This window comes from Ruegeria sp. B11 (assembly GCF_056539785.1).
The window spans coordinates 266582-290640 of sequence record NZ_JBQFVO010000002.1 but is presented as its reverse complement, the minus strand read 5'-3'; the positions used below and the strand labels follow the sequence as shown (position 1 = coordinate 290640).

Sequence of the window (24059 nt, the reverse complement as noted above, 5' to 3'; positions counted from 1 at the left end):
CCCAATAAAAACTCTGTGGGTGATACTTGGAGACCAGCCGCCGATGCCCCAAGGGCTTGTCACACTTTGATTCAATTGACGAATTTGGCCGGTTGTTTGCCGATCTGGCGAAACCGAGTGCCCCGAAATGCGGTACCGGTGGGTGAAACCCCTTTGCGTCATCAGCGGCATGGTGGTTGCAATTTCCGCTTGGGAATGCGGCGGTATTTGAATTAGCGTCCCAAGTGAGGGGGATGGGACAGGGAGCCTACGCGCAATGCGCTGGAATGATCTGACACTTCGAACACAAGTTATGAGCATCGTGCTTATCAGCTGGACGATTGTCGGCGTGTTCTCGGTAGTCACCGACGTGGTCCAGATCCGAAACTCTCGCGCTGAAGAGATCCGAAACAGGGGCGATGCCTTTCTTGCGCAGGTGGTTTCAACCCTGGCCCGCGTGCCTCCTGACAGCCGCTCCGAAGCAGCGCTTGGTTTCTTTCCTGCAGAATGGAGTGTCAGGGTCGGCACGCAGGATGCAGCAACCACTTTGGCCAATGGCCGCGACCGCCCGAATCTGGCTAACTGGCTGACGGCGCGGCTGGAACACCGCGGGATCGCCGTCGCGGAACTGTCCGTGGCAGACACGGTCGTTGACGCCAAACACGACCAAAGCGCGCTGTTGCAACTGTTCAAGAGCCACTCGGGCGAACCTATCGATGCAGAAAGCGTTGACGCGTTTCTGGTGAGCGTTTTTTCGGTCCGGCTCAAGGATGATGACGAATGGCTGAACTGCTATTTGCTCATGAAAAACAAGAACATCGTACCTTTGGTCATCGTTGGCTCAATCGACAGTCTGGTCGCGCTTACCCTGCTTTGCGCACTTGCGTTTCTTATTCAGAAAGTGATGCGACCGCTGAGCGCGATGGCCGTCAATGCCGAGTTGATCGGCCGGGGTGAAGAAGTCGGCCCACTCGTCGAGGCGGGTGCCATTGATATCCGCCACACAATTATTGCGTTCAATCGCATGGAAGCCCGGATTGTTCTGGCGCTTGAGTACAAGACAACCTTGCTTCGTAGCCTCGGGCATGACCTGAAGGGACCGATTGCCCGGATGCACGATGAGATCCGGAAACTGGAACCAACGGCACCAAAAGAGCAACTGCTCAAGCGGTTGGAAACCATCAGCGATATTGTGAACTCCGTCACCGACCTCAATCGTGAAACGCATCACGATGGAGAGCTTGCACGCCTGGATTTGCGCTCACTGGTTGAGGCGTTGGTAGACGAGCAGGTTGAGGCGGGTCGCGATGTGACCTGCACCATCGAACAGTCTGCGGTGGTCAAAGGAAGACACAACGCGCTTACCCGGGTTCTTAGAAACTTGTTGGAAAATGCGGTCAAATACGGGGGCCGAACAAGTGTCTCTTTGACCACCTCGAATGATATGGCCGCAATTCACATAGACGATGAAGGACCAGGTATCCCAGCCGAACAACTTGAAACAGCGTTTGAGCCTTTCCAGAGACTAGGCGCCACCGAACCCGGAACGGGCCTCGGCCTCGCCATAGTCCGGGCGATTGTGGTTGATCAGGGGGGCACTGTAACGCTTGAGAACCGCCTGAGCGGAGGCCTTAGGGCAAATGTGCTGTTGCCGCTTGATACCGGAGTTCAGCCGGGACGAAAGATGTAACCCTGCCCCCAGACCGTTCGAATATATTCCGGATTTGAAGGGTCGCTCTCAATCTTCGATCGCAACCGTTTGATCAGAGCATCAACGCTTCTGTCTCCTGCACCGCCATGCTGTCGGGTCCGGGCAACGGCAAGAAGGTCTTCTCGGGTACACAACACGTCCGGGTTTTCAGCAAAGAAGCGCATAACCCGCACTTCGCTTGAGGTGAGTGTGATGAGATGACCATCTTCACTTTTGAGATGTCGCTCGTTTTCAACGAGCTCCCATTCTCCGAACCGGGTAACCCGGGATTTTCCCTGCGTGCCACCAGCACGCCTGCGCAGCACAGCACGCACGCGCGCGAGGAGTTCCAACTCGTTGAATGGTTTAATGATATAATCATCCGCGCCCAGTTCCAGCAGGGAAATCCGCTCGGCGTCGTCATCAATCGAACTGATCATGATGATCCCGGCATCTATGCGCGAAGCAATCTCGTGACATAACACCTTACCACTAGTTCCTGGCATCACGAGGTCCAGCAGAAACAAGCTGTAGGTTTCATCAGCCATCATCAACCGCGCAGCGGGTACATCTTGCGCGTGTTCGATTTTGTACCCTTTGTCAGTCAGAAATGCACAAACACCCTGAGCAAACTCGATGTCATCGTCACAAATCAGAATGTGCTCATCATAGCCAGCGGATTGATCCGCGACGTCTTGCATAGCTCTTCTCCTCGGGACGATGCCTGCCGTTACGATAACAACATTTGCTATTCGAAGCTGTCAATGTTGCAGAGAACGATCAAACTGTCCGGTACGCAGCGACCGCAATCGCCACTCATGGCTAAACCAGACAATCATCCACCGGGGCATTCCGGACGATTGAAAAGTTTGTCACGCCAAACAGCAAATTCCTCCAACTTCCGGGACATTCCGCAGGTGGCTGCGTGCAACAAAGCAACCTTTGTCAGAGACTTGGTAGCAGGCCTTGTATTTGGTGTATCGCGTGCGCCCCGACTTAAGTGCAGTTTTGATCGTAACAGTAGGCTCTGAACAAGATTTGGGTGCTTCTGAAACCCTTAAAAGCTACTGCTGCATCCACGCTACGAATGAGGCTCCGAGTCCGACAGAGTAATATCATAGTCAGTTTCCACCAGAGCTATCTACGGCCTTGCGGAAATCCGGCTTAGATTGTTTCGATTGTCTCCAGCCAGCGCAGCAGCGCCGCCGTGGTTTGCCGCGGTTGTTCCAGAGTTGGCAAATGCCCCGCGTGTTCGATGACTTCCAACCGGCTTTGCGGCAACAGGTCATGCATCAATTCGTGGCGTTCGACTGGGCATAACGCGTCATGACGACCGCAAAGGACCAGCGCAGATCCCTTGAAAGCGCGCAATGTGGGACTTTGATCCGGGCGATCTCGTAGGGCCATGGATTGGTTAACAAAAATCTCCGGCCCCAAGGCCATAGCCATATCCATGCATAGGTCCAAAATTGCCTGTCGATCAGGGCCATCGGTCAGATAGTTGGGCTTCATTTCCTCGGCCATCACATCGCGTAGCCGACCGTTTTTAACCGCCTCTATCTGGGGCTCACGCCTCGCCTTGACCTGATCCACCTCTGCCAGCGGGTTGGTGTCCATCAACGCCATCCCCGCTACACGCCCCGGTGCTTGCCGCAGTATTTCCATCGCAACAATGCCTCCCATGGAAAGACCGGCCAAGGCGAACCGGTCGGGCGCATGACTTAAAACCTCGGCGGCCAGAGCCTGCATCGTATCATGTGCACCAATGGGGGCGACAAATATCGGATATCTGCCAGACAATGCACCAATTTGCGGCGAGAATAGCCGAGCATCGCACATCATGCCCGGCAAAAGGACAAGTGATGTCATTTGACCAGAGCAGCCCCTTCGGCCAGCGCACCCAGTTTGGCATAGGCGATATCAGGATCGACAGCGCCAAACCCCGCAAAAGTGCCAAAACCGCAATCCGATCCGCCGATCACCCGCTCCGCTCCCACGATGTTCACGAACCGCTCAAGACGTTGCACGACCAGTTCGGGGTGTTCCACAAAGTTTGTGGTGGTATCGACCACACCCGGCACAAGTACCTTGTCATCCGGTATCTCGGACTTGCGGTCGCGGAACACCGTCCATTCATGTGCATGGCGCGGGTTCGAGGTTTCAAACAGCACATAGCGCGACTTGGTTGACATCAAAGTCGAGAACACCTTGTCCATTCCGATATCGCAGCAATGCGGACCTTCGTAATTGCCCCAGCAGATGTGAACCCGAACCTTGTCGGCGGGCACATCCTGCAATGCATGGTTCAGCGCTTCGACATGCATTTCGGCAATACTGACAAATTCCTCGTCAGAAAGGTCGGTGAACAGCATATGGCGCGACAGGGCAAGATCGGGACAATCCAATTGAAGATCCAGGCCCGCCGCGACGATGGTTTCATATTCGGATTTCATCGCATCGGCCAGCGCGGCCAAATACGCCTCGCGCGTCGGGTAATAGTCGTTCTGCAGAAAAAGAGAGATCACACCCGGGCTGGCAGCATTCATAAATCCGCGCTCAATCCCGTGCTCCACCATGGCTCTTTTGAGGTTGTCGATATCCTTCTGCAACTCGCCCTGCCCTTTCGAGCGCACATCGCCTACGCACATGGGCCGCGCGTATTGCGGAGTACCGCCATCATTCGCCAAACGTTGAAGAAAGCCCGGAAACATCTTCAGATCAGCCGGAGCGTTGCGCGGGCTGTCGCCTGCAAACCCGGTGTAGCGGTCCTTGACGTAGGTCGCGTAAGAGATTTTCGAAGTCTCGCCATCCGATACAATATCGATCCCCGCTGCAGCCTGTTTGCCTACGGTCTCGGACACCGCGTTCGTCATGCAGGCATCAAAATCTGTCTGATCGAACGGTTCCTCCCGCTCACGCGCGAAGATGAAATCGACGACTTCCTGACTGCGCGGCAGACTTCCCACATGGGTGGTTGAAATTCGGGTCATCTTGTCATCTCCAATTCAATTACTTCCCTGTGCCGAGTCCAAAGTGAAGCACGGGTCACATACTGCGCGCCCCGAAAAAGATCGGAGCGCGCAACTTTGCCTTTATGCACCGGTCCAGGTAGCACCGGCGGGATCGTCCGTTGCCGTGATACGATACAGACCTGCCTCTCCGGTCATTGAGGGCACGATACTGTAGCTTTCACCTGACAGAACCAGCGCTGTATCGCCTGCGGACAAAGTTGTTTCATAGCCATCGACTGTAATCCGCCAATGACCACTCGCAGGCATGAGGACGACGGGCATATGCGCCGCGACGGGTTCGTTCAAACAAGAGCCGCGTCCGAGGAAATCGACCTCAAACCCCGGCTTATCCGTGATCAGGGCATCTTCGCCAATCACTTTGGCTGGCTTGTTAGCGGAAAGCGCCATCAGATCCCAATAGCGTGCCACATATTTGCCGATAACATTTTCGACCGGAACTTCCGGATAGCTCTTAAGCTCTTCTTCGTTCAGCAGCGGCATGGGGCGCACGTTGTGGGGCAGTTCCTGACCCTTCTTGCTGTCATACAGCACGCCATTGTCGCCCAGCATCAGCCCATGCGCCTGCGCGTCTTCGATCACCTGTGGTGCCCAGGTGACACCGCCACCCGCATCATCGCCGCCCAGGATCGACATGATCATCCCATAATCCTGCCCGACATTTTCGAAACCGCGAAAGATGCCAGTTGGAATGTTAAATATGTCACCTTCCTCGGCAATAAACTCGCCCGCAGTGCCATAGCGACCCCAGAAGAACCGCCAACGTCCTTTGGCGACAAAGAACACCTCGGCCGTGGTGTGGCTGTGCAGCGAATTCCGGCATTTCGGAGGTTGCCCCGCCGCGCCAATATTGAAACCGATTTTGTCGGTGATGTGGACATGCTGATCGGGGCTTTCGGATACGCCACCGCCTACGATGGTAAAGTTTTCCTTCTGGTCCGAACCGGGCGTGTGCGCGTCAATAAATGCGGTTTTACAAGGCTGCAGTTCGCCGTAGCGGACAATGCGTTGTTGGATCGTGCTCATAATGGTCTCCGTTCATTGAATTGGTACAAGAGGTCTCGATCCTCATGCACCCGGAGGGCGATTATTCAGCCGCCGCGCCCGCAAGGACGCCCGGTGGCCGTGGTACCGCCGAGTTCCTTCACTGGCATCCAATGCGACGCGCGTTTGAAGCATCAGAGATCCCCGGTTTCCAACAGAAGCTGTTTCCAGACCGCGGTTTCATCGAATAAGGTCCATTCGCGTCGCAGCCTGATGTCGCCTCCAACCAACTCGCCCCATTCGGCATGGCTGATCCCCAGCACATACAACTCAGCACCTGTTGGTTTGCCGAACACGCCCCAACCGTCATGCTTGCCATGCAAGCTCCAGCGCAGGGCCGAGCGGGGCGGCATATTCGGATCATCGCGCCCGATCTGATGATGGATGGTGAACGTTGCGCTTGGCATGGCTGCACGCAAAGACATCCAGAACCGATCAGCCGAATCCCAGCCATGGCCCGTGACACCGCCGGGATATTCGGTCTGCACGCCTCGGTCATACTCTCGTTCAATCGCGCCCATATCTGCATTCATTATCCGTGTCAGCAGATCCGCGTGGCGGTGTCCCCATTCATTGTCATTGCCGTACCCCTTGTAGGGGCCTTCGATGTCGTTCTTGGGTGACAGAGGCTTCACACTGGCCTCGGCCCCACCTTCACGCGCTATCAGATCGGCGGCATATTCCTTGGGATCCCAGCCCATTTGCCGGACAATCGCACCCTGATCTCGGATCAGCCATTCGTCATCGATCATGTTGTCGATGGCGTGGCAGTCGGCCAGAATTCGGTATCGCAAGCGTGTTCCGGTGGCTTTGCCATAGACACCATTGCCCCGATGCGTGGCGGTCGACAGGATACGATGCGAGCTCAGCATGCCTTCTTCCGGGGTGCCCGACCAGATCACATCCTCGCCCAGCAGCTGACGGTCGGGGAACTCGGCCAACGTGGCCATTGTTGCACCAATGACATTCTGGTTACCCAACACAACCGAACCGGGCGAGCGGACGACGATGTCTGGGCTGTAATATTGATGCAGAGTCGCAATGCCACGGTCTTCCCAAATCTCTTTGGTGATGCCGATGATATAATCCGGGAAATCTTTGAATTTGGGATCAAATCCCTTCATGTCTTCCATCCTTCAGGTATGCGGGCGGAGCCGCGAACGATCAAAGGTCCGTCAATCTCGGTGCGGCGCGGCGCAACAGCGGGATTTTCGATCTTGCTAAGTAGAATATCGACGGTTTCGGCAACCATCCGATTGGCAGGCTGACGAATAGTTGTCAGATTGTAGGCTGGCCAAGAGGCAACGGCGACATCGTCATATCCCAGAACCGAGACGTCGGCCGGAATTTGCAGGCCCAACTCGAACCGCAGCGTGTCCATCACAGAGATCGCCATGTGATCATTGGCCACGAACACAGCGTCCGGTGGATCGGACGCGAACATGCGTAGCGTTGCCTCACGCGCCTGTTCTGCGATGAAGTTTCCAGCTCCACGGGCGTGCAGTTTGACACCCGCCTCTTGCAGGGCCGCTACGAATCCCGCTTCACGATCGCGCTGGGTCGAAGCGCCCTCCCATCCGGCGATATATCCGATCTTCTCATGACCGCCAGCCAGCAGAAACTCGGCTGCCTTTCGGCCACCGGCGACATTGTCGGATGTAACCGATGACATAGTGAGGTCATCCTGTGCCCGATTGAACAACACCATCGGCACGCCAACGGTCCGACAACGTTCATACAAGGTCGACGACAGGGCCACCGATGCCGCGATTATGCCGTCGACTTGAAAGTCGAGCAATTCCTCGACCACGCTATCGACGTTTTCGGCCTGGTTCGATGCCATGAATATCATCACATGGTAGCCGCGCTCCTGCAGCGTATTCGTCAACCTTTCCAGTGCTTCAGGATAAAACTGATTATTCAGATACGCCACAACAAGCCCAATGATCCGGCTTTTGCCGGACACTACGGCACGCGCAAGGACGTTCGGCCGATACCCCAGTTGCTTGGCGGCCTGACGAACCTTTTCAATCGTCTTCTTCGAGGCTGAAGCCCCCGGAGTGAACACACGGCTAACGGCAGACTGGCTGACCCCGGCAAGGCGGGCGACCTCCATGGATGTAACTTTTTGCGCCGCCATCAGTCTGCTGTCCAACCTCCGTCTATCATCAACGCGGTGCCCGTCACCAAAGCCGATGCATCCGAGGCAAGATAAACCACTGCCCCCATGATGTCTTCGATCTCGCCCGGACGGCCCAACTTGATCTTGTCCAATATCCATGCGCGCTTGTCCGGGTCATCAAAAGTCGACTTGGTCAAATCGGTCAGAATAAAAGTTGGGCAGATCGTGTTGACCCGAATTTTTGCAGGGCCGAACTCCAGCGCCATCGCCTTGGAAAAGCCTTCGACCGCGAATTTTGACGCGCAATAGACCGCCCTTTCCCGCCCGCCCACATGGCCCATCTGGCTGGAGATGTTCATCAGTGATCCGGGGCGCCCAGCTTCTAACAATCCTTTTGCCACCGCTTGGGTCAGAAAATAGGCCCCTCGGACATTGACATCCATTACCGCATCAAAATCCTCGGGCCGTGTGTCCACGGCCCTGCTGTGTCGGGCCAGACCGGCTGAGTTCAGCAGGATATCAAACGGCCCGTTTTGCGCCACAGCATCAGCAGTGCCTGCAACGTCAGAAACATCCAGTTCAAGTATATTCGCCAACCATCCCCGAGCGTTCATCTCTGTTGCCAGATCCTGCAACGCATCCTTGCGCCGCGCCGCCAGTGTCACTTCGGCACCATGCTCTGCCAGCGCTACGGCACAGGCCATGCCGATACCGGACGACGCGCCCGCGACCAATGCGCGTTTGCCGTTAAGATTGAAACTTGGGGTGCTGGGAAATTGGGACATATCAAACCTCGCCAACCGGAAATGGAATGCGGCCCGGAACGCGCGCCATGTTGAACTCTCGCAACCGGGCAAAGACGTCAACACCCAGCTGGCGATAGGTATCCAGCAGATCAACTAAAACCCAGTTCTCGCGAATCTTGCCATTTTCAAGCCGCCAGAAATCGAGGCTGCGCAGCGTGATCTTCTTGCCCGACGGTGCAATCCCCATCCAGCCATCATTGGTGACAGTCTGGATCATGTTGGGCCAACCCGTAACAGCCGCATAGTCACCGTCGCCAAAGAAATGACAGGTGATTTCATCTACATCCTGCCCGCGATCCGGCATTGCGTTGAGGAATGGAATCTGATGCCAATTACGGAACCCCGCAATACCCCGCCCTGTGCCGATCCCCGAGGGGCCGTACCAGTTCATCCGAGGATGCCAGAACCGCTCCATCTCCATCACCTCCGGACCACCTTCTGCGGGATGTTTGGTCAGATGATTCAGCATGTCGACAATGTGCTGGCAAGTCTCTTTGCCCTTGGCCTCGTCATACGGGCCGGGCACCAGCCCGTCCTGCGTCGCGGGTCCCGGAACATGCCATTCCCGCCCCAAACCGGGTGCCATGGGCCAGGCCTGCGCTTGCATCATCACTTCGGGGATGTCCCAAAGCGCCTGCACCTCGGCGATTTTGCCATTTTCGATCCGGTAAAACTCGTGAAACCGCATGGTGACCTGATGGCCTGTCGGCGGAATCTCCAGCCATGGCCCCGCGAAAGTGCCGGTATAGTACCCGCCGCATCCAACCCAATCAGCCCCGAATTCATCAGGTCCAGCCATGACGATATAATCGCGGCGCTCAAGATCGGGCCATGCGGTCAGAAGATCGCGATAGCAACAATCGTAATAAGCACTACTCCCATTGGTGTCGCCAAACGGATAGCTCAGATGGAACACAGCGTCGGGAGAACAAATCTTATCCAACGCCTGCCGGACACCGGCTTCGGTAAAGTCATACATCGCAGCCCTGACCTGTGCGATCAGGGTCTTGTGCTCAGTATGCCTGTCACTCATTCTGCGGCGTCCCTGTAAGGTGCAGGCGCGCCGTAGGGGACATTGATGCCGCCGTAACGCCGTACGCGGACGTTACATTGCTCGGCGTGCCCCACAAAACCTTCGAGCATACATAGGCGCGAGCCATATTCGCCGATCAAGGTTGCTGCCTCATCAGTCAGAACCTTTTGATAGCTATGTGTTTTCAGATATTTACCCACCCATAGACCACCAGTATAGCGGCCAGCTTTTTTGGTGGGTAGCGTGTGATTGGTGCCAATAACCTTATCACCGTTCGAGACATTGGTACGCGGGCCAAGGAACAGTGCGCCATAACAAGTCATGTTCTCAAGGAACCAGTCGTCGCGATCGGTCATGACCTGCACATGTTCAGATGCAATGTCATCAGCAACCTGCAGCATCTCATCATACATGTCGCAGACGATCACTTCGCCATATTCCTCCCACGATACTTTTGCGGTGCCCGCTGTCGGCAGAATGCCCAGCAGCCGGTCCACTTCGGCCATCGTGTCCTCGGCCAGTTTGCGAGAATTGGTCAGCAATACGCAGGGGCTGTTATACCCATGTTCAGCCTGACCCAGAAGATCGGTCGCGCACAGCTCTGCGTCTGCGGCGGTCTCATCAGCAATCACCATGGTCTCGGTCGGGCCGGCGAATAGGTCGATACCGACGCGGCCAAATAGCTGACGTTTAGCTTCTGCGACAAAGGCGTTACCCGGACCGACAAGCATGTGGACTGGATCAATCGTCTCGGTTCCCAACGCCATGGCGCCGATAGCCTGAATGCCGCCCATCACGTAAATCTCATGCGCCCCACCCAAATACATGGCGGCGATCACCGCTGCGTTGGGTTTGCCCTGAAACGGAGGGGTGCAGGCGATGATGCGCGGCACGCCCGCCACCGAGGCCGTCGCCACCGACATATGCGCCGAGGCCACCATCGGGAATTTGCCGCCGGGCACATAACACCCCACCGATTGTACGGGGATGTTCTTGTGGCCCAAAATGACGCCCGGCAGAGTCTCAACTTCGATATCCAGCATCGAGTCGCGCTGAGCTTGTGCAAAGTTGCGCACTTGTTCCTGCGCGAATTTGATGTCCGCCAGCTCTCGATCCGTCAGCTGATTGATCAGGTCGTCGATCTGGTCTTGAGACAACCGAAACGATGCTGGCGAATAGTTATCGAACTTCTCGCTTAGCTCGCGTACCGCAGCATCGCCACGTGTTTCGATGTCTTTCAGCGTCGCTTCGACGACAGCGCGTGTTTTGGCGTCATCCTCGGCTCGGTCAGCATCGGACTTACCACGTTTCAGATACTCGATTGTCATTGTCCTAATCCTTAGTTTCAGGCCGGGGCGGAGACTTCTCACCCCGGTCAAATGCTTCCCAGCCTTCGCCGTTAAACAGATCGACACCCAGCTGTGCCGCTACATGGGCGAAATCCACATTCACCCAATTGTCGACGATCTTGCCGTCGACCACTTTCCAGAAATCCATATATCGGATCTCGACCCGCTTTCCGGTGGGGGCGATCCCCAGGAACTCACCCGAATGGGTTGCTTCCTGTCGGCCAAACGCAGCCGCCCATTCGCCCATGTAAAGGCGCGCTTCGTCGATGCAGGTCTTGTCCGAAAAAGCCGCCTGAAACGGGCGTTGCCAATTGTCCTGAAACTCTTTCAGGCCAGTTTTTGTGCCACAGCCCTGATTGCCCATCCAGCGGAAGCCTTCCGAGAAGAATTCGCCGATGTCATCGATACGGTGATCGTTCAGACCATCCACCATGGTTTCAATCACACGGCGGGTGTCTTCTGTTTTGTCGAGGTCCGTATCACGTGTCAGCACGGCCTGTTCCGGGCGGGAACCCTTCATCTTTCTCATCCTTGTATTGGTGCCAATAGAAATTCTGTCTTCATCGGGTAGCTCAATCAGCTGACAGAAAATCCCTCGGCATCCGGTTGAGCGCCGGGTGGCGGCCAACGGCGTTATGTCTTGCAGAGCTGCTCATGCGGCTTGCTCGGCGATGTCGGCAAAAAGGTCATATCCCAGCTGCAACAACACATGCGGGATGTCGACGAAAACCCAGTTTTCGACCAACAGATCGTCCTCTCGACGCCACCAGTCGCAGACCCGCATGAAGACGCGTTTTTCGCTTGCGGGCTGGTCGAGGAAGGGTTTCACCTGGACACCAGTCAAGGAAGGCCAGCCACCCGAGCATACGTAATTGCCTTCGCCGAAGCGGGTGAAATGCGCAGTCATGCCATTTCCCGCACTACCTCCGGACCAACCTTCGAAGGTGGCCTCGAAAGGCACCTGGAAGCTTGCAAAACTCTCGAGCCCGACGAAAGAACCGAAGGCGCCGGGGCCGTACCAGACCATGTTGTCATGCCAGAATGGGCGCCAGGCCTCGTTCTTGGTGGCAAGCTTGGCCAGCATTTCTGTGACCATACGATAGCTCTTGGCCCCCTCGACTGGGTCTTGCGGCGTGGTCAAGATGCCATCATGGCTTGCTGGACCCTGAATCATCCCGGTGAAGCCACGGGTCTTGCCCGGGCTATCGGTGATCGGCCATTGCCCTGCAGCCAGCATCAGTTCTGGGATATCGAAGAAGATATAGCTCTCCACCGCCTTGCCATCCTGCATGCGGTGGAACTCGCCGAAGCGCAGATAGGCAAGCTCACCTGTGGCGCGGATACCAAGCCAGTCGCGCGAGAACCGACCGACGAAATAGCCGGTGGCGCTGATCCAGCCCTGTCCTTCAAATACACCGGCCATGACGATATCATCGCGCCGAAAAAGCCCATCGAAGGAGGCTGCGAGCGGGGCGATGACGTGATCGTGCAGCCCGAGGCCACCCGCGACCTCGTTGAATGGATGCACCACGTTGACATGTGCACCGGGGGCGAAGAATCCCTCATAGGCTGGCCGGAAATTGCCTGGATGGCGTTGCGCGGCGGTGAATTTCAGAAAGGGTTTACGGTCGAGGCGTTCCATTAACTTTGTCTCTATAGGATCTGTTCAAGGCGTCTGCGGAGAAACGCCCCGCAAGGCCCTGCGCGCATCAAAGCAAAAGGAATTCGCCCTGGTCGCCTTGCCCGGCACGCAGCCATATTCAGGCTGGCTGCGTGCGCATGGGCAAATACGGACTGAGGATGCGTGCGTCCCATCAGCGTCAGCCTTTCACAGCCCCGGCGGTCAAACCGCCCACAATCTGACGCTGGAAGAACATCACCAAGATGAACAGAGGAACCGTCGCAGAAACCACGGCCGCAACGGCGAACATTACGTTGCCCTCGGTTTGCGTTGTACCAAGGAACGCGGCGATGGCTGGAACCATTGTGCGGTTGCTTTCTGACAACAGCATCGCCCCAACGGCAAAGTCGTTATAGGCCAGAAGAAACGAGAACAGCCCCGTGGTGATCACACCCGGCCACATCACCGGAATGATCACGCGGCGGAAGGCCTGAAACTGGTTGCAGCCGTCGACCTTTGCGCTTTCGTCAAGCTCGCTGGGGATGTTCTTGAAGAAGGCGTGTAGCATCCACAGGGTGAACGGCTGGTTGATCGCGACAAGTACGATAATTGTCGTCGGAAGTATCCCCCAGATATTCCATTCAAAGAAGGGCAACAGATAACCCGAAACCAACGTGATCGGCGGCATTGCGCGGAAGATCAGCGCCGTGATCAAAAGCCAGAATGTGTAGTTATAGCTCGACCGCGAAAGCGCATAGCCACCCAGCGTTCCGATGGTCAGCGAGATGGCGACCACAAAGACGCAAACGATCCCCGTGTTCAGAACATTCCGCCAAAATTCTTCCTGAATCCAAGCCCCTTCGTAACCGGTGGTGGTAAAGGGTGAGCCATAAACTGCCTCGGTCCGCGCGCCGGTTAGAGCGTTGGTCCAATCGGCGATCGAGAAGAAATCCAGCTCTACCTTGAACGACCCCCAAACCGTCCAGAGGAACGGGAAAGCGGCCAGGATGAACCAAAGGATCACAAAAAGCGACGAAGCAATCCGAAGGCTTTTGGGCATTCTTTGCGCACGACTGGCCATGTTATCTTGCTCCTTTGAAGTCACGCCAGGTGCGGACAAGCACGGGCGACAACAGAATGGCGACCCCGATAATCGTGATCACAGACGTAGCGGCTGCAGAGGACAGCTGTCGCGTTTCACCGCCGAGGTCGTTGAAGATGAAAGTACTGAGCGATTGCGCATGGGCACCGGCGCTGAAGCCAATAATCGGTTCAAACACCTTGAAATTATCCATCAACTGGATCAGCGCCACAAACGTAACCAGTGGCATGAGATGGGGAACAACCACGAATTTGACCTGTTGCCAGCGGGTTGCCCCATCGATCTGGGCCGCCTCGATCTGATCTTTGGGCAAAGTTTGCAAACCGGCATAGAACACCACGAAGGCAAAGGGGGCCGAACTCCAGACGCCATAAACCATCAGCGCCACCCACATCAGCCCGGTCGAAGCCTTTAGACTGAAATCCGGATCTCCGGCCAAGTTTACAAGGGCGTTGCCGATGACGCCACGACTGTCAATCATCCAAAACAGAATGAGCGAGCCGATCAGCGGTGTCACAATCATGGGCAAGAGCGAGAAGAAGATCATCAAACCCTTGAGGTGCCGGTGCAGTGAGTTGACCGCCAGCGCAATCACCAGCCCCAGAATGATCGTGAGGGGTGTCACAATGAATGTGAAGGTCAGCGTAAAGGCCATGGCCCGATAGAAGGGCAAGTTTCCGACCTCTGAGAAAAGGTCGCCCCACGTATCGCTCGCCGCCCAGATTTCGCCAACCTCCTGTATCGCCAGGTGGCCGCGATCAAAGTAGATATCCAGCCCGACAAATCTGCCCAATGGTTGTTCGGCACGAAGCGCTGCGGTGGCTTCCTGATCGATGGTGGTCTCGGTTGTGCACCCGACAAGCGGAGTACAGTTTTCGACTTCCACCAGAACCGCCGGGTGTGGGGCATAAATGGATTGGATCACCACCGAGACGATGGGCATTGCAATGAACAGCAGCATTGCAAGTCCTGTGGGCAGGAAAAACCAAAGGAATGTCTTATGGCGCATGTCGCAATTCCCGTGTCGGCTTGATTGGGCGGGTGCCCGAATTGGGCACCCGCGAGGGGCGTTTTACTGTAGGAAGCCCTGTTCGATTGCCGCGGCGCGATAGGCGGCCTCGACATCGGCCAGCGCCTGTTCAGCGCTTTCCTTGCCCTGCATGAAATCGGCAAGTTCATTGCCGAGTGCACTGTGCATCAAACCCATGTAGGGCAGCATCGGATAAGGCGTCGTGCCCATTTTGGCAGCGTCAAATACACCCTGCGCGTCGTCTGCAGGTTCGTACCCTTCGATCAACCAGACTGCCAGCGGCGTGGTTTCATCGTTCAACATTTCGGGGCGGACGCCATGCGTCATCGCGACAAAAGTCGCCTCAGCCTCTTCATCCGAGATGTTCTTGCCGACGGTCCATCCGTCCCACCAAAGGGTCGAGGCCGGAGTCGTGCCGCCACCCACGGTCAGCGGCGCTGCAATTGCATGGCCATCAATTACTTCCTGCAAGACACCTTCGGTTGTGGTCTGCTGTGACGCCCGTGACCCCCACATATTCATGATCGCCACATTGCCCGCGCGGTATTCCGCATTGGTGGCATTGGAATCATGGGTCAGAAAGTCGGGGTTCATATACTCGGACAAAGCCTTCATCATGTTCAGCGCTTTGACACCGGCCTCGGTATTGACGTTGGGCTCTGCGCTGCCGGGCTTGAAATGAGTACCTCCATAGCCAAGGAACATGTTGTTGAATTCCTGCGCCAGATTCCATCCCGCAGCGTAAGCACCACCAACCGGGTTTTGCATTATGCCCTGCGCGCGAATGGCTTCGGCCGCCTCGAGCAGTTCTTCATACGTGGTTGGCACTTCGACGCCTGCCTGTTCCAGAACGTCCTTGCGGTACATCAGGTGCTGAGCGTTGGCCATGAAGGCGATGGCCATGATGTCATCGCCGATCTTGATCAACTGTCCCGGCTGCAGGTTCTGACCATGTTTTTCGACCAGGTCATTGAGCGGTCGGATAACGTCTTCATTCATCAACGCCACAATCGAGCTGTTGGCGATGATGGCTGAGGTGTATTCCGACGGATTGCCCGACAGACCGGCGACGTTGATGGTTTGGTGTTCGGATGTCAGGTTGGATTCAACAGATGCGCCCGTGCATTCCTTTGCAGCAGCGGCCACAGCCTGAATGGCGGCAAATTCGTTGCCGACGATGTTGACCCGATCCGTGATCTCGCAGGCATAACCCGCGCTCGCAGCAAAGGCGGTCAGTGACCCGGCCAATGCGATTTTCTTTAGAAACATTTTGATTCCTCCCTAGGTGATTGGGTGCATCTTCGAAGCCTGCACCCGAGATTGTCCCGTCATTGCGGGATTGGTTTTCGTCTCTCAGATCTCAAGGCGCGCGCCGGTTTGCGCATCGAACAGGTGACAGTGATCGGTATGGATATGAATCGACACCTGATCGTCGATTTCAGCACGATAGGTTTTGTCGGCCTTGACCGAGACCAGCGCTCCGCCGATCCGAACCGAGACCATGGTGCTATCGCCCAGCAATTCCTGCGTATAGATGGGCGCGTTAATCTCGCCCCCGCTTTCTACGACATTGGCGTCCTCGGCGCGGAAACCCAAAGTTATTGGGCCATCCGGAGCATTCAGACCATGCACTTCGGTATTCTGCGCGCGGAACACACCGCCCTGAACATCGCCATCAACCAGGTTCATCGCCGGGTTGCCGATAAAGCTGGCGACAAACGTGTTCGCAGGCTCGTCGTAGATCGCCGTCGGAGAGCCAACCTGCTGGACAACACCCTGCTTCATGATCACCACGCGATCGGCCAGTGTCATCGCCTCGATCTGGTCATGTGTCACATAAATCGTAGTCACCGCCAGTTCATGGCTGAGGTTCTTGATCTGCGCGCGAGTCGAAACGCGCAGTTTTGCGTCAAGGTTGGACAACGGCTCATCCATCAGGAACACGTTGGGCTCGCGTACAATCGCACGCGCCAGAGCCACCCGTTGACGTTGCCCACCTGACAGCTCTGCCGGCTTACGATGCAGAAAGTCGTCCAACTCTACCATCGCCGACGCACGGCGCACTTTTTCGTCATGGGTGGAAGCGTCGATGCCACGTACCCTCAGCGGGAAACGAATGTTCTCGTAGACATTCATGTTCGGATACAAAGCGTAAGACTGGAACACCATCGCGACGTCGCGGTCTTTTGGCTCCATATCGTTGACGCGGGTACCGTCGATCAGAATATCACCCTCGCTTGCGTCTTCCAAACCTGCGATCATGCGCATCGTCGTGGTCTTGCCGCAACCCGACGGGCCGAGAAGCACCAGAAATTCCTTGTCGGATATTGTCAGGTCGAAATTGTCCACTCCAACAAACGAACCCCAACGTTTTCCAACATTGCGCAGTTGAATCTCGGCCATACTGTCCTCCCAGTTGCACCTGAGTGCATACGTTTGCAAAAGCATAGACATCCAAAGGAACATCTGGCAAGTATTTTTTGCAAGCGAATGCAAAAGCGTCCGCAATCTTGCTAAAGACTGACGCTTCCCTCCGGGCAAAGCATTGAAAGTAAAAAATATGTCTTACGAAGCCGAGAAAGAAATTGTCCTGAACTTCTACAAAGCTCTGAGCGATGCAGAGGAATCGGCCCACTCTGATGTGATCGCTGAGTATTGCGCCGAGGACCTCCTGTGGCGCGGCTTTCACCCATTCAACGAGCAGCGTGGCGCTAGCAACGTGGCGCAAAAATTCTGGCAGCCGCTGAATCACAGCCTAACCAACTTGCAGCGTCGGATGGACGTATTCATGGCTGGTCAAAATGAAATCGACGGGTTCAATTCAGTCTGGGTTGTTTCGATGGGCCATCTCATGGGGCTGTTCGACAAGGACTGGCTGGGCATTGCGCCAACCGGAAAAATGGCCTTGCTGCGCTATTGCGAGTTCAACAGGATTGAGCACGGTAAGATTGTCGAAACCGCGATGTATTTCGACATCCCGCATTTCATGATTCAGGCCGGGTTGCAGCCCTTCCCGCCGCAGACCGCCGCACAACTTGTCCAGCCCGGGCCCATGACCCATGACGGCCTGATGTTCACGCCTCAACCCGCCGAAGACGGCCAAAAGACATTGGCCGCTATCAACGCGATGATCTCCGATCTTGGGCGGTGGGACAGCGGGCTCAGCCTTGAAGATGAGTTGCGCCGCACATGGTGCGAAGACATGATCTGGTGGGGGCCATCCGGTATCGGTGCGACCTACACAATCGAACGTTACGCCAAACAACACGCTGGCCCGTTCCGTGCTGGGTTTGCCGACCGGTCAAATACCAACCATATCTGCCGCATGGCCGAGGGCCACTATGGCGGCTTTTTTGGCTGGCCGAACTTTACCGCCCGACCAACCGGCGGGTTCATGGGGATGCCTGCCACTGACAAAGCCGGTGAGTTCCGGGTGATAGACATTTATCGTCGCAAAGGTGATAAACTGGCCGAGAACTGGATTTTCATCGATCTGCTTCATTTCTGGAAGCAACAGGGTGTCGATATTCTGGACCGCATGGCGCGAGTGGGCCTTTAGATCATGGCCAGACCCGTCATGTTGGTCGGAATACGGTAAACGGACGTGCAGGCAGTGATGTACAGCATGCTGAACCCGGCCCCACCAAAGCAGAAGTTGGTAGATTTCTGCGGCGTCAGAATGACACCAAGGCAGTGCGCTTGGGCATCAAACAGATGTACACCGCCGGGACCATTGCACAAAATCTGGCCGTCGCGGGTGCACTTCATACCGTCCGGCACCCCTTCCCCATCGCCAACAACATCGGCCCAGACCACCCCACCGGTCAGTGAGCCATCAGTGGCGACATCAAAGACGCGGATATGACCACCCCAACTGTCATTGACAAACAGCCTTGTTTCGTCAGCTGACAAACACAACCCGTTGGGTTGCTGAAAATCATCCGCGACAAGGTGTAACGTGCCGTCGGGATCCAGCCGGAACACGCCTTGCACCGGCAGTTCTTGCTCTCTCAGAATGCCAAGATCCTCTCGGATACGACCAAAACTGGGATCAGTGAACCAAATCCGACCGTGCGAGTCGCAGATAACATCGTTGGGGCTGTTGAGTTCTTTGCCATCAAAATGCGTGGCTATCGAAGTAACCCGCTTGCCGCCGTGATCATGGCGTACCAAATGCGAACTGGCGTGCTCGCAAGAGATCACTGCCCCACTTTTGTCGAAGCAATTTCCGTTTGCTTGGTTGGAAGGGGTGCGAAAAACGCGAACTCCCTCACCCTCGCTCCACTTGTATTGATGGCTCTCCTGAATGTCCGAGAATACCAGCCAATGCTCTTCGGGGTGCCATATTGGCCCTTCGGTAAACCCCAGACCGCTAGCGATTTCTTCCAGTTGAGCGTCAGGGTGCACCAGGTCTGTGAAGCATTTGGAACGGATATCGAATACCATGAGAGCACCTTTTCAGAGTTGCGCCTGCCAACACTACCGGCAAGTCCCGACAAGAACAGCGTTTCGGGTGAAAACGCAATAACGACTGTTCGATAGTCTGGCCCTGCCAACTTCAATGCTCTACGCTATGGCCGATGTTTCCAAACCGCTTGGCTGCCAATTGCCATGTGCCGCCCAAACAAAACCGTCAGGACTTTCCCATGAATTTCAAACAACGCATGCTTGCTGGCGAGCCTCTCGTCGGAACGTTTCTCAAGACACCAGCCCATGAACTGGTCGAGATAATTGCCAAGTCAAAACTGGACTTCTTGTGCCTGGATGCGGAACACGCACCCTTTGACCGGGGTCGGTTGGATGTTTGCCTCGCCGTCGCCCGGGCTCTGGGGTTGCCGACGTTGGTGCGGGTGCCGACTGGGTCTGCGGACGAAATTCTCAAGGCGCTCGACAGTGGCGCGACAGGTATTGTTGTGCCGCATGTTGACAGCGCCGAAAAGGCCCGTCGCATTGCGCGCGAGGGTCGTTTTGGCCATGGTGGTCGCGGCTATGCCGGATCAACCCGGTGGGCAGGGTTTGCGACCCGATCCATGGCTGATGTCCTCAAGCAAAGCGAAGAGGAGACGATTATCATTGCCCAAATCGAAGAACCAGAAGGCGTCGCAGAAGTCGATGATATCGCCGGGACCGAGGGCATCGACGGGATTTTTGTAGGACCTGCGGATCTTGCGGTATGTTACGGCGTGACCGATCAGTCCGACCCACAGGTTCTTGATGCAATGCGACGCTCGGGCGATGCAGCCAACGCACATGACAAGACGCTGATGACCTTTGCAGCCAGCGCAGAAGCCGGACTCAAGCTGCGCGACTATGGGGTGACCATGATCTTCGTCGCTTCAGAACACGCCTTCATGCTTCGCGCTGCAAACGCGGAAGCGGAGAACTTCCATGGCACCGCGAGGACGTGAAACGCACAGGGCTTTTTAGTGGAAAGGGCCTTGGGGACGAAATATCCGCGGGCTGGTAAATGCTGCGACGACAGTACTTTCTTTGCTAGAAAGGCGATGCGCGATTGCGGATTATTCGCATTGTATAGTCTTAGATTTCCAGCGTGGCACTCTACCTAAGGGGGCCAAAATCTCATACCGCAAAACCAGTATTGCTAGGCTTATTGATTCAGAGTGGATCCTGTTAAACAGCATAAGGCCGGTGCGCCTTAGCGGCGACCGGCCTTCTCCAATCAGAAATGTGCCGAATTGGAATTTGCGGGCTTGGCGACCGGAGGTGCAAAGCGGGTCAGGTCGATCCCTTCGACAGCGGCCTTGTATTCCTCGATTTTCGGAGTTCGCCCGAGGATGGCAGACAGTACAACTACCGGTGTGGAAGCCAGAAGGGATTCACCTTTCTTATCTTCCGAGTCCTCGACAACACGCCCTTGGAACAAGCGGGTAGATGTCGCCAGAACAGTATCACCTTTCTCAGCCTTTTCCTGATTACCCATGCAAAGGTTGCAGCCCGGACGCTCAAGATACAGCGTATTTTCATATTCGGTTCGCGCTGATGTCTTGGGGAAAAGATCGTCGAATTCGAAACCGGAATATTCCTGAAGAATACTCCACTCACCTTCTTCCTTTAACTCATCAACGATGTTGTAGGTTGGCGCCGCGACGACCAGAGGGGCCTTGAATTCAATCTTGCCCTCCTTCTTCTCAAGGTTCTTAAGCATCTGCGATACGATGATCAGATCACCCTTGTGGACCATGCAAGATCCGACAAATCCCAGATCCACTTTCTTTTCCCCTTTGTAGTAGGAAACAGGCCGGATCGTATCGTGCGTATAACGCTTGGAGACATCCGCGTTGTTCACATCAGGGTCGGCGATCATGGGCTCGTTGATCTCGTCCAGATCAACGACCAGCTCGGCAAAATACTCGGCATTTTCATCCGGCCTCAGGGCTGGAACTGCGCCGGATCTGATCTCTGCAATGCGTGCGTCGGCTTTGTCGATCAGGCCTTGCAGGGTCCGCGCCTCATTCTCCATGCCCTTGTCGATCATGATCTGAATCCGACCTTTGGCGATTTCCAGTGACTCGATCAGGGTCTCGTCTTCGGAAATACAGATCGAGGCCTTCGCCTTCATCTCGGCCGTCCAGTCGGTGAAGGTAAAAGCCTGATCCGCCAGCAGGGTTCCGATATGAACTTCGATAATACGCCCTTGGAACACGTTATCGCCGAAAGCCTTCAGCATCTGCGCCTGTGTCGCGTGGACCACGTCGCGGAAATCCATGTGATCGGCCATTTTGCCTTTGAACGTCACCTTCACAGATTCCGGAATGGGCATGGTTGCTTCGCCCGTGGCCAGTGCCAAGGCAACGGTGCCCGAATCCGCCCCGAAAGCCACACCTTTGGACATGCGCGTGTGCGAGTCGCCCCCAATGATGATGGCGCGATCATCCACGGTGATATCGTTCAGAACCTTGTGGATCACGTCGGTCATCGAGTGATATTCACCCTTGGGATCGCGCCCTGTGATCAGGCCGAAATTGTTCATAAACGCCATCAGTTTGGGGATGTTGGCTTGCGCCTTCTTGTCCCAGACCGAGGCGGTGTGGCAACCGGACTGATACGCACCATCGACGGTTGGAGAAATCACGGTCGCCGCCATCGCCTCAAGCTCTTGCGAGGTCATCAGGCCAGTGGTGTCCTGCGATCCTACGATGTTGACCTTGACCCGTACGTCCGACCCGGCGTGCAAGACCGTGCCTTCCACTACTCCCAAAGCGTTGCGGTTAAAGATCTTTTCGACCGCGGTCAGGCCCTGTCCATCTCGGCTGATCTCTTTCGAAGGCGCAAATGCCGACTTCAGCTCGACTCCCAGTGTCTGTGCTGCAAATGTTTGCAACTTCTTGCCGAACACGATGGCGTAGGATCCGCCGGCCTTCATGAACTCCTGCTTTTGCGGAGTGAAGGACGAGGCAATATCAACAAGCTCTTTGGCGCCATCGGCGTCATAAAGCTTTTTGTCTTTCGTATTGATCGTGAGCACTGTCCCGGTTTCGACCGAGTACTTTTGCTCCAGGATAGGGCTGTCGTCATTGTTGAGGATCGGATTCCCCTCGGAATCGACTTTTTTGACCCAGTTTTTCAGGTCGATACCAATCCCGCCCGTCACACCAACGGTGGTCAGAAAGATCGGAGAGATACCGTTCGTGCCGGCCACGATCGGGGCAATGTTTACGAATGGCACATATGGGCTGGCCTGCTTGCCGGTCCAAAGCGCCACATTGTTGACACCCGACATCCGGGACGAGCCAACGCCCATTGTCCCTTTCTCAGCAATCAGCATCACGCGTTTATCTGGGTGCTGGCGCTGTAATTCTTGAATCTCGTCTTGCGCTTGCTGCGAGATTAAGCACTTGCCATGCAGCTCCCGATCCGAGCGCGAGTGTGCCTGGTTGCCTGGCGACAGCAAGTCAGTCGAAATATCGCCCTCGGCAGCGATATACGTGACAACTTTGATCTCTTCCTCGATATCGGGCAGCTTGGTGAAGAACTCGGCCCGCGCATAGCTTTCAAGAATGTCGCGTGCGACCGGATTTCCGGCAGAAAACGCCTCCTTCAAACGATCCGTATCAGCCTCATATAGGAAGACCTGTGTTTTCAGCACTTCAGCCGCCTGCCCTGCGATCTCGGGATCACCACCCAAAGCCAGATCAAGAAGAACCTCAACCGAAGGACCGCCTTTCATGTGCAACAACAGTTCAAAGGCAAAGGGTACTGAAATTTCGTCAACCAGCGCTTCGCCCAGAATGATCTCTTTCAAAAAACGTGCCTTCTCGCCAGCGGCGCTGGTCGTGCCGGGCAGCGTATTATAGATGAAATAGTTTAGAGAATCCGCACGATGCGCATGATCGACGTCCTTGATCTGTGTAACAAGCTCTTTGACAAGCGCGCCGTCATCAATCGGTTTCGGATGCAGACCCTGCGCTTTGCGGGCTTCAATTTCGTCGAGGTAGTTGGTGTAAAGGCTCATGGCTCGTTCCGGTATATGTGGCTCGATTAGCAGGGGCTCAAAGACGTTATGAACGCCCGAGGATCCTAATTGTATGCGGCGGTATACTAAATGACCGGAACTTGCAAGCCTTGCACCTGTGGCGCGATGTCCCGTCTAAAAGCAACACTTCACAAAGGATTTTGTGCCAGCCAATGACTTTCGATAAGTCCGCTATGTCCTTATCTGAACCCTGTTCCTGGACGATATGCATATAGACCGCCGAGATAATGAATAGCCATAAGGCGTAAACCGCCCCTGCTTCGAATTGCGTCAGGCAGTTGCTCGGGTCAGATAATCCTGAACCATGTCGCCAAAACTCTGTTCAACCGCAAACTCAAAACCAGCCTCGTAGCGCATCACAAGTGCTTTTAGGCCAAACAACTCGGAATAGGTTACTGCGTCTTCATCAAAAGCAGTGACATGCAGATCAAGCGGGCAGGCAATAGCCATCACTTCAGCGGCTTGGGGTCCGGCGACACTAAAGAAGGTAAGGGTGTCCGATATCCGCACTATACTGATGTCCGCAGGGCAATCCGTTGGTTTGAGCTGTGCTTCCAGTGCCTCTTCCAGTTCCAGCGAAGCACGTACAATCCAGTGATTGCGTCCAATGTGATATACCTCAAACGCTTCCTGCATCGCCCTCGTGTTGGGGCGGCTTGGCAGAGAAAATTCGGCCCAATTTTGAACGACCTCGGGATCCCCTTTGAGGTCAAACAGCGCATTCAGGGTTTGGCGTTCGATCTTGACGTCGTAGCTCATC

21 protein-coding genes are annotated in these 24059 nt (G+C 55.6%); 3 read left to right on the top strand and 18 right to left on the bottom strand.

Annotated features, from left to right (window positions below; all coding sequences use genetic code 11):
• Positions 1-292: 292 nt before the first annotated feature.
• On the top strand, positions 293-1669 hold the full coding sequence (locus tag ACR0I1_RS09130; RefSeq protein ID WP_480706031.1) for a sensor histidine kinase: 1377 nt from the start codon (positions 293-295) through the stop codon (positions 1667-1669).
• On the opposite strand, the gene ACR0I1_RS09125 is transcribed toward ACR0I1_RS09130, so the two are convergent.
• From ACR0I1_RS09125 to ACR0I1_RS09055, 15 genes are all read right to left on the bottom strand, one after another.
• Positions 1648-2370 carry a response regulator gene (locus ACR0I1_RS09125; RefSeq protein WP_480706029.1) on the bottom strand — a complete coding sequence of 241 codons (723 nt, stop codon included), beginning with the start codon at positions 2368-2370 and terminating at the stop codon, positions 1648-1650. The two genes, ACR0I1_RS09130 and ACR0I1_RS09125, sit on opposite strands and share 22 nt — an antisense overlap.
• A gap of 463 nt (positions 2371-2833) precedes the next feature.
• Entirely contained in the window at positions 2834-3538 is a 705-nt protein-coding gene (locus ACR0I1_RS09120) for an alpha/beta fold hydrolase (RefSeq protein WP_480706027.1), read from the bottom strand.
• The gene (locus ACR0I1_RS09115) at positions 3535-4659 is read right to left on the bottom strand and encodes a cobalamin-independent methionine synthase II family protein (RefSeq protein WP_170561879.1); all 1125 of its coding nucleotides are present in this window, start codon (positions 4657-4659) and stop codon (positions 3535-3537) included. The genes ACR0I1_RS09120 and ACR0I1_RS09115 overlap by 4 nt, the downstream gene beginning before the upstream one ends.
• Before the next feature lie 102 nt (positions 4660-4761).
• Positions 4762-5724, bottom strand: a complete 963-nt coding sequence (locus ACR0I1_RS09110) for a cupin domain-containing protein (protein WP_480706025.1) — start codon at positions 5722-5724, stop codon at positions 4762-4764.
• 152 nt (positions 5725-5876) lie between these two features.
• A complete protein-coding gene (locus ACR0I1_RS09105; RefSeq protein ID WP_170422637.1) occupies positions 5877-6866 on the bottom strand; it encodes a nuclear transport factor 2 family protein in 990 nt (329 codons plus the stop codon).
• Complete coding sequence (locus ACR0I1_RS09100; protein ID WP_480706023.1) at positions 6863-7882, bottom strand: LacI family DNA-binding transcriptional regulator; 1020 nt, start codon at positions 7880-7882, stop codon at positions 6863-6865. The genes ACR0I1_RS09105 and ACR0I1_RS09100 overlap by 4 nt, the downstream gene beginning before the upstream one ends.
• On the bottom strand, positions 7882-8649 hold the full coding sequence (locus ACR0I1_RS09095; RefSeq protein WP_170422633.1) for an SDR family oxidoreductase: 768 nt from the start codon (positions 8647-8649) through the stop codon (positions 7882-7884). The genes ACR0I1_RS09100 and ACR0I1_RS09095 overlap by 1 nt, the downstream gene beginning before the upstream one ends.
• Position 8650: 1 nt before the next feature.
• Positions 8651-9703 (bottom strand): ester cyclase, encoded by a 1053-nt coding sequence (locus ACR0I1_RS09090; RefSeq protein WP_480706021.1) that lies wholly within the window; start codon positions 9701-9703, stop codon positions 8651-8653.
• Complete coding sequence (hisD, locus tag ACR0I1_RS09085; RefSeq protein ID WP_480706019.1) at positions 9700-11031, bottom strand: histidinol dehydrogenase; 1332 nt, start codon at positions 11029-11031, stop codon at positions 9700-9702. Before hisD ends, ACR0I1_RS09090 begins: the two co-directional genes overlap by 4 nt.
• A gap of 4 nt (positions 11032-11035) precedes the next feature.
• Positions 11036-11572: an ester cyclase gene (locus ACR0I1_RS09080; protein ID WP_170590969.1), complete on the bottom strand. Its 537-nt coding sequence runs from the start codon at positions 11570-11572 to the stop codon at positions 11036-11038.
• Between the two features lie 132 nt (positions 11573-11704).
• Positions 11705-12694: a nuclear transport factor 2 family protein gene (locus tag ACR0I1_RS09075; protein ID WP_480706017.1), complete on the bottom strand. Its 990-nt coding sequence runs from the start codon at positions 12692-12694 to the stop codon at positions 11705-11707.
• 178 nt (positions 12695-12872) lie between these two features.
• Positions 12873-13754: a carbohydrate ABC transporter permease gene (locus tag ACR0I1_RS09070; protein ID WP_170394093.1), complete on the bottom strand. Its 882-nt coding sequence runs from the start codon at positions 13752-13754 to the stop codon at positions 12873-12875.
• Position 13755: 1 nt separating this feature from the next.
• Positions 13756-14784, bottom strand: coding sequence for a carbohydrate ABC transporter permease (locus tag ACR0I1_RS09065; protein ID WP_170394095.1), 1029 nt, complete (start codon positions 14782-14784; stop codon positions 13756-13758).
• A 63-nt stretch (positions 14785-14847) separates the two neighbouring features.
• Entirely contained in the window at positions 14848-16074 is a 1227-nt protein-coding gene (locus tag ACR0I1_RS09060; protein WP_170394097.1) for an extracellular solute-binding protein, read from the bottom strand.
• A gap of 84 nt (positions 16075-16158) precedes the next feature.
• Positions 16159-17208: an ABC transporter ATP-binding protein gene (locus ACR0I1_RS09055; protein WP_170394099.1), complete on the bottom strand. Its 1050-nt coding sequence runs from the start codon at positions 17206-17208 to the stop codon at positions 16159-16161.
• 157 nt (positions 17209-17365) lie between these two features.
• On the opposite strand from ACR0I1_RS09055, the gene ACR0I1_RS09050 reads away from it, so the two are divergent.
• The gene (locus ACR0I1_RS09050) at positions 17366-18364 is read left to right on the top strand and encodes an ester cyclase (RefSeq protein ID WP_480706014.1); all 999 of its coding nucleotides are present in this window, start codon (positions 17366-17368) and stop codon (positions 18362-18364) included.
• Here ACR0I1_RS09050 and ACR0I1_RS09045 read toward each other — a convergent pair.
• A complete protein-coding gene (locus tag ACR0I1_RS09045) occupies positions 18361-19251 on the bottom strand; it encodes an SMP-30/gluconolactonase/LRE family protein (protein ID WP_480706012.1) in 891 nt (296 codons plus the stop codon). The genes ACR0I1_RS09050 and ACR0I1_RS09045 overlap by 4 nt on opposite strands.
• 200 nt (positions 19252-19451) lie before the next feature.
• Here ACR0I1_RS09045 and ACR0I1_RS09040 point away from each other — a divergent pair, with 200 nt between their 5' ends.
• Complete coding sequence (locus ACR0I1_RS09040; protein ID WP_480706010.1) at positions 19452-20213, top strand: HpcH/HpaI aldolase family protein; 762 nt, start codon at positions 19452-19454, stop codon at positions 20211-20213.
• 272 nt (positions 20214-20485) lie between these two features.
• On the opposite strand, the gene ACR0I1_RS09035 is transcribed toward ACR0I1_RS09040, so the two are convergent.
• Both ACR0I1_RS09035 and ACR0I1_RS09030 read right to left on the bottom strand, forming a co-directional pair.
• The gene (locus tag ACR0I1_RS09035; protein WP_170393863.1) at positions 20486-23278 is read right to left on the bottom strand and encodes a bifunctional aconitate hydratase 2/2-methylisocitrate dehydratase; all 2793 of its coding nucleotides are present in this window, start codon (positions 23276-23278) and stop codon (positions 20486-20488) included.
• A gap of 291 nt (positions 23279-23569) precedes the next feature.
• The gene (locus tag ACR0I1_RS09030) at positions 23570-24058 is read right to left on the bottom strand and encodes a sarcosine oxidase subunit gamma (RefSeq protein WP_480562245.1); all 489 of its coding nucleotides are present in this window, start codon (positions 24056-24058) and stop codon (positions 23570-23572) included.
• Position 24059: the final 1 nt, after the last annotated feature.

Bases quoted from the DNA above. Each gene is read 5' to 3' on its own strand.
- ACR0I1_RS09130 (WP_480706031.1), top strand. From the start codon at position 293: ATGAGCATCGTGCTTATCAGCTGGACGATTGTCGGCGTGTTCTCGGTA.
- ACR0I1_RS09125 (WP_480706029.1), bottom strand. From the start codon at position 2,370: ATGCAAGACGTCGCGGATCAATCCGCTGGCTATGATGAGCACATTCTG.
- ACR0I1_RS09120 (WP_480706027.1), bottom strand. From the start codon at position 3,538: ATGACATCACTTGTCCTTTTGCCGGGCATGATGTGCGATGCTCGGCTA.
- ACR0I1_RS09115 (WP_170561879.1), bottom strand. From the start codon at position 4,659: ATGACCCGAATTTCAACCACCCATGTGGGAAGTCTGCCGCGCAGTCAG.
- ACR0I1_RS09110 (WP_480706025.1), bottom strand. From the start codon at position 5,724: ATGAGCACGATCCAACAACGCATTGTCCGCTACGGCGAACTGCAGCCT.
- ACR0I1_RS09105 (WP_170422637.1), bottom strand. From the start codon at position 6,866: ATGAAGGGATTTGATCCCAAATTCAAAGATTTCCCGGATTATATCATC.
- ACR0I1_RS09100 (WP_480706023.1), bottom strand. From the start codon at position 7,882: ATGGCGGCGCAAAAAGTTACATCCATGGAGGTCGCCCGCCTTGCCGGG.
- ACR0I1_RS09095 (WP_170422633.1), bottom strand. From the start codon at position 8,649: ATGTCCCAATTTCCCAGCACCCCAAGTTTCAATCTTAACGGCAAACGC.
- ACR0I1_RS09090 (WP_480706021.1), bottom strand. From the start codon at position 9,703: ATGAGTGACAGGCATACTGAGCACAAGACCCTGATCGCACAGGTCAGG.
- hisD (WP_480706019.1), bottom strand. From the start codon at position 11,031: ATGACAATCGAGTATCTGAAACGTGGTAAGTCCGATGCTGACCGAGCC.
- ACR0I1_RS09080 (WP_170590969.1), bottom strand. From the start codon at position 11,572: ATGAAGGGTTCCCGCCCGGAACAGGCCGTGCTGACACGTGATACGGAC.
- ACR0I1_RS09075 (WP_480706017.1), bottom strand. From the start codon at position 12,694: ATGGAACGCCTCGACCGTAAACCCTTTCTGAAATTCACCGCCGCGCAA.
- ACR0I1_RS09070 (WP_170394093.1), bottom strand. From the start codon at position 13,754: ATGGCCAGTCGTGCGCAAAGAATGCCCAAAAGCCTTCGGATTGCTTCG.
- ACR0I1_RS09065 (WP_170394095.1), bottom strand. From the start codon at position 14,784: ATGCGCCATAAGACATTCCTTTGGTTTTTCCTGCCCACAGGACTTGCA.
- ACR0I1_RS09060 (WP_170394097.1), bottom strand. From the start codon at position 16,074: ATGTTTCTAAAGAAAATCGCATTGGCCGGGTCACTGACCGCCTTTGCT.
- ACR0I1_RS09055 (WP_170394099.1), bottom strand. From the start codon at position 17,208: ATGGCCGAGATTCAACTGCGCAATGTTGGAAAACGTTGGGGTTCGTTT.
- ACR0I1_RS09050 (WP_480706014.1), top strand. From the start codon at position 17,366: ATGTCTTACGAAGCCGAGAAAGAAATTGTCCTGAACTTCTACAAAGCT.
- ACR0I1_RS09045 (WP_480706012.1), bottom strand. From the start codon at position 19,251: ATGGTATTCGATATCCGTTCCAAATGCTTCACAGACCTGGTGCACCCT.
- ACR0I1_RS09040 (WP_480706010.1), top strand. From the start codon at position 19,452: ATGAATTTCAAACAACGCATGCTTGCTGGCGAGCCTCTCGTCGGAACG.
- ACR0I1_RS09035 (WP_170393863.1), bottom strand. From the start codon at position 23,278: ATGAGCCTTTACACCAACTACCTCGACGAAATTGAAGCCCGCAAAGCG.
- ACR0I1_RS09030 (WP_480562245.1), bottom strand. From the start codon at position 24,058: ATGAGCTACGACGTCAAGATCGAACGCCAAACCCTGAATGCGCTGTTT.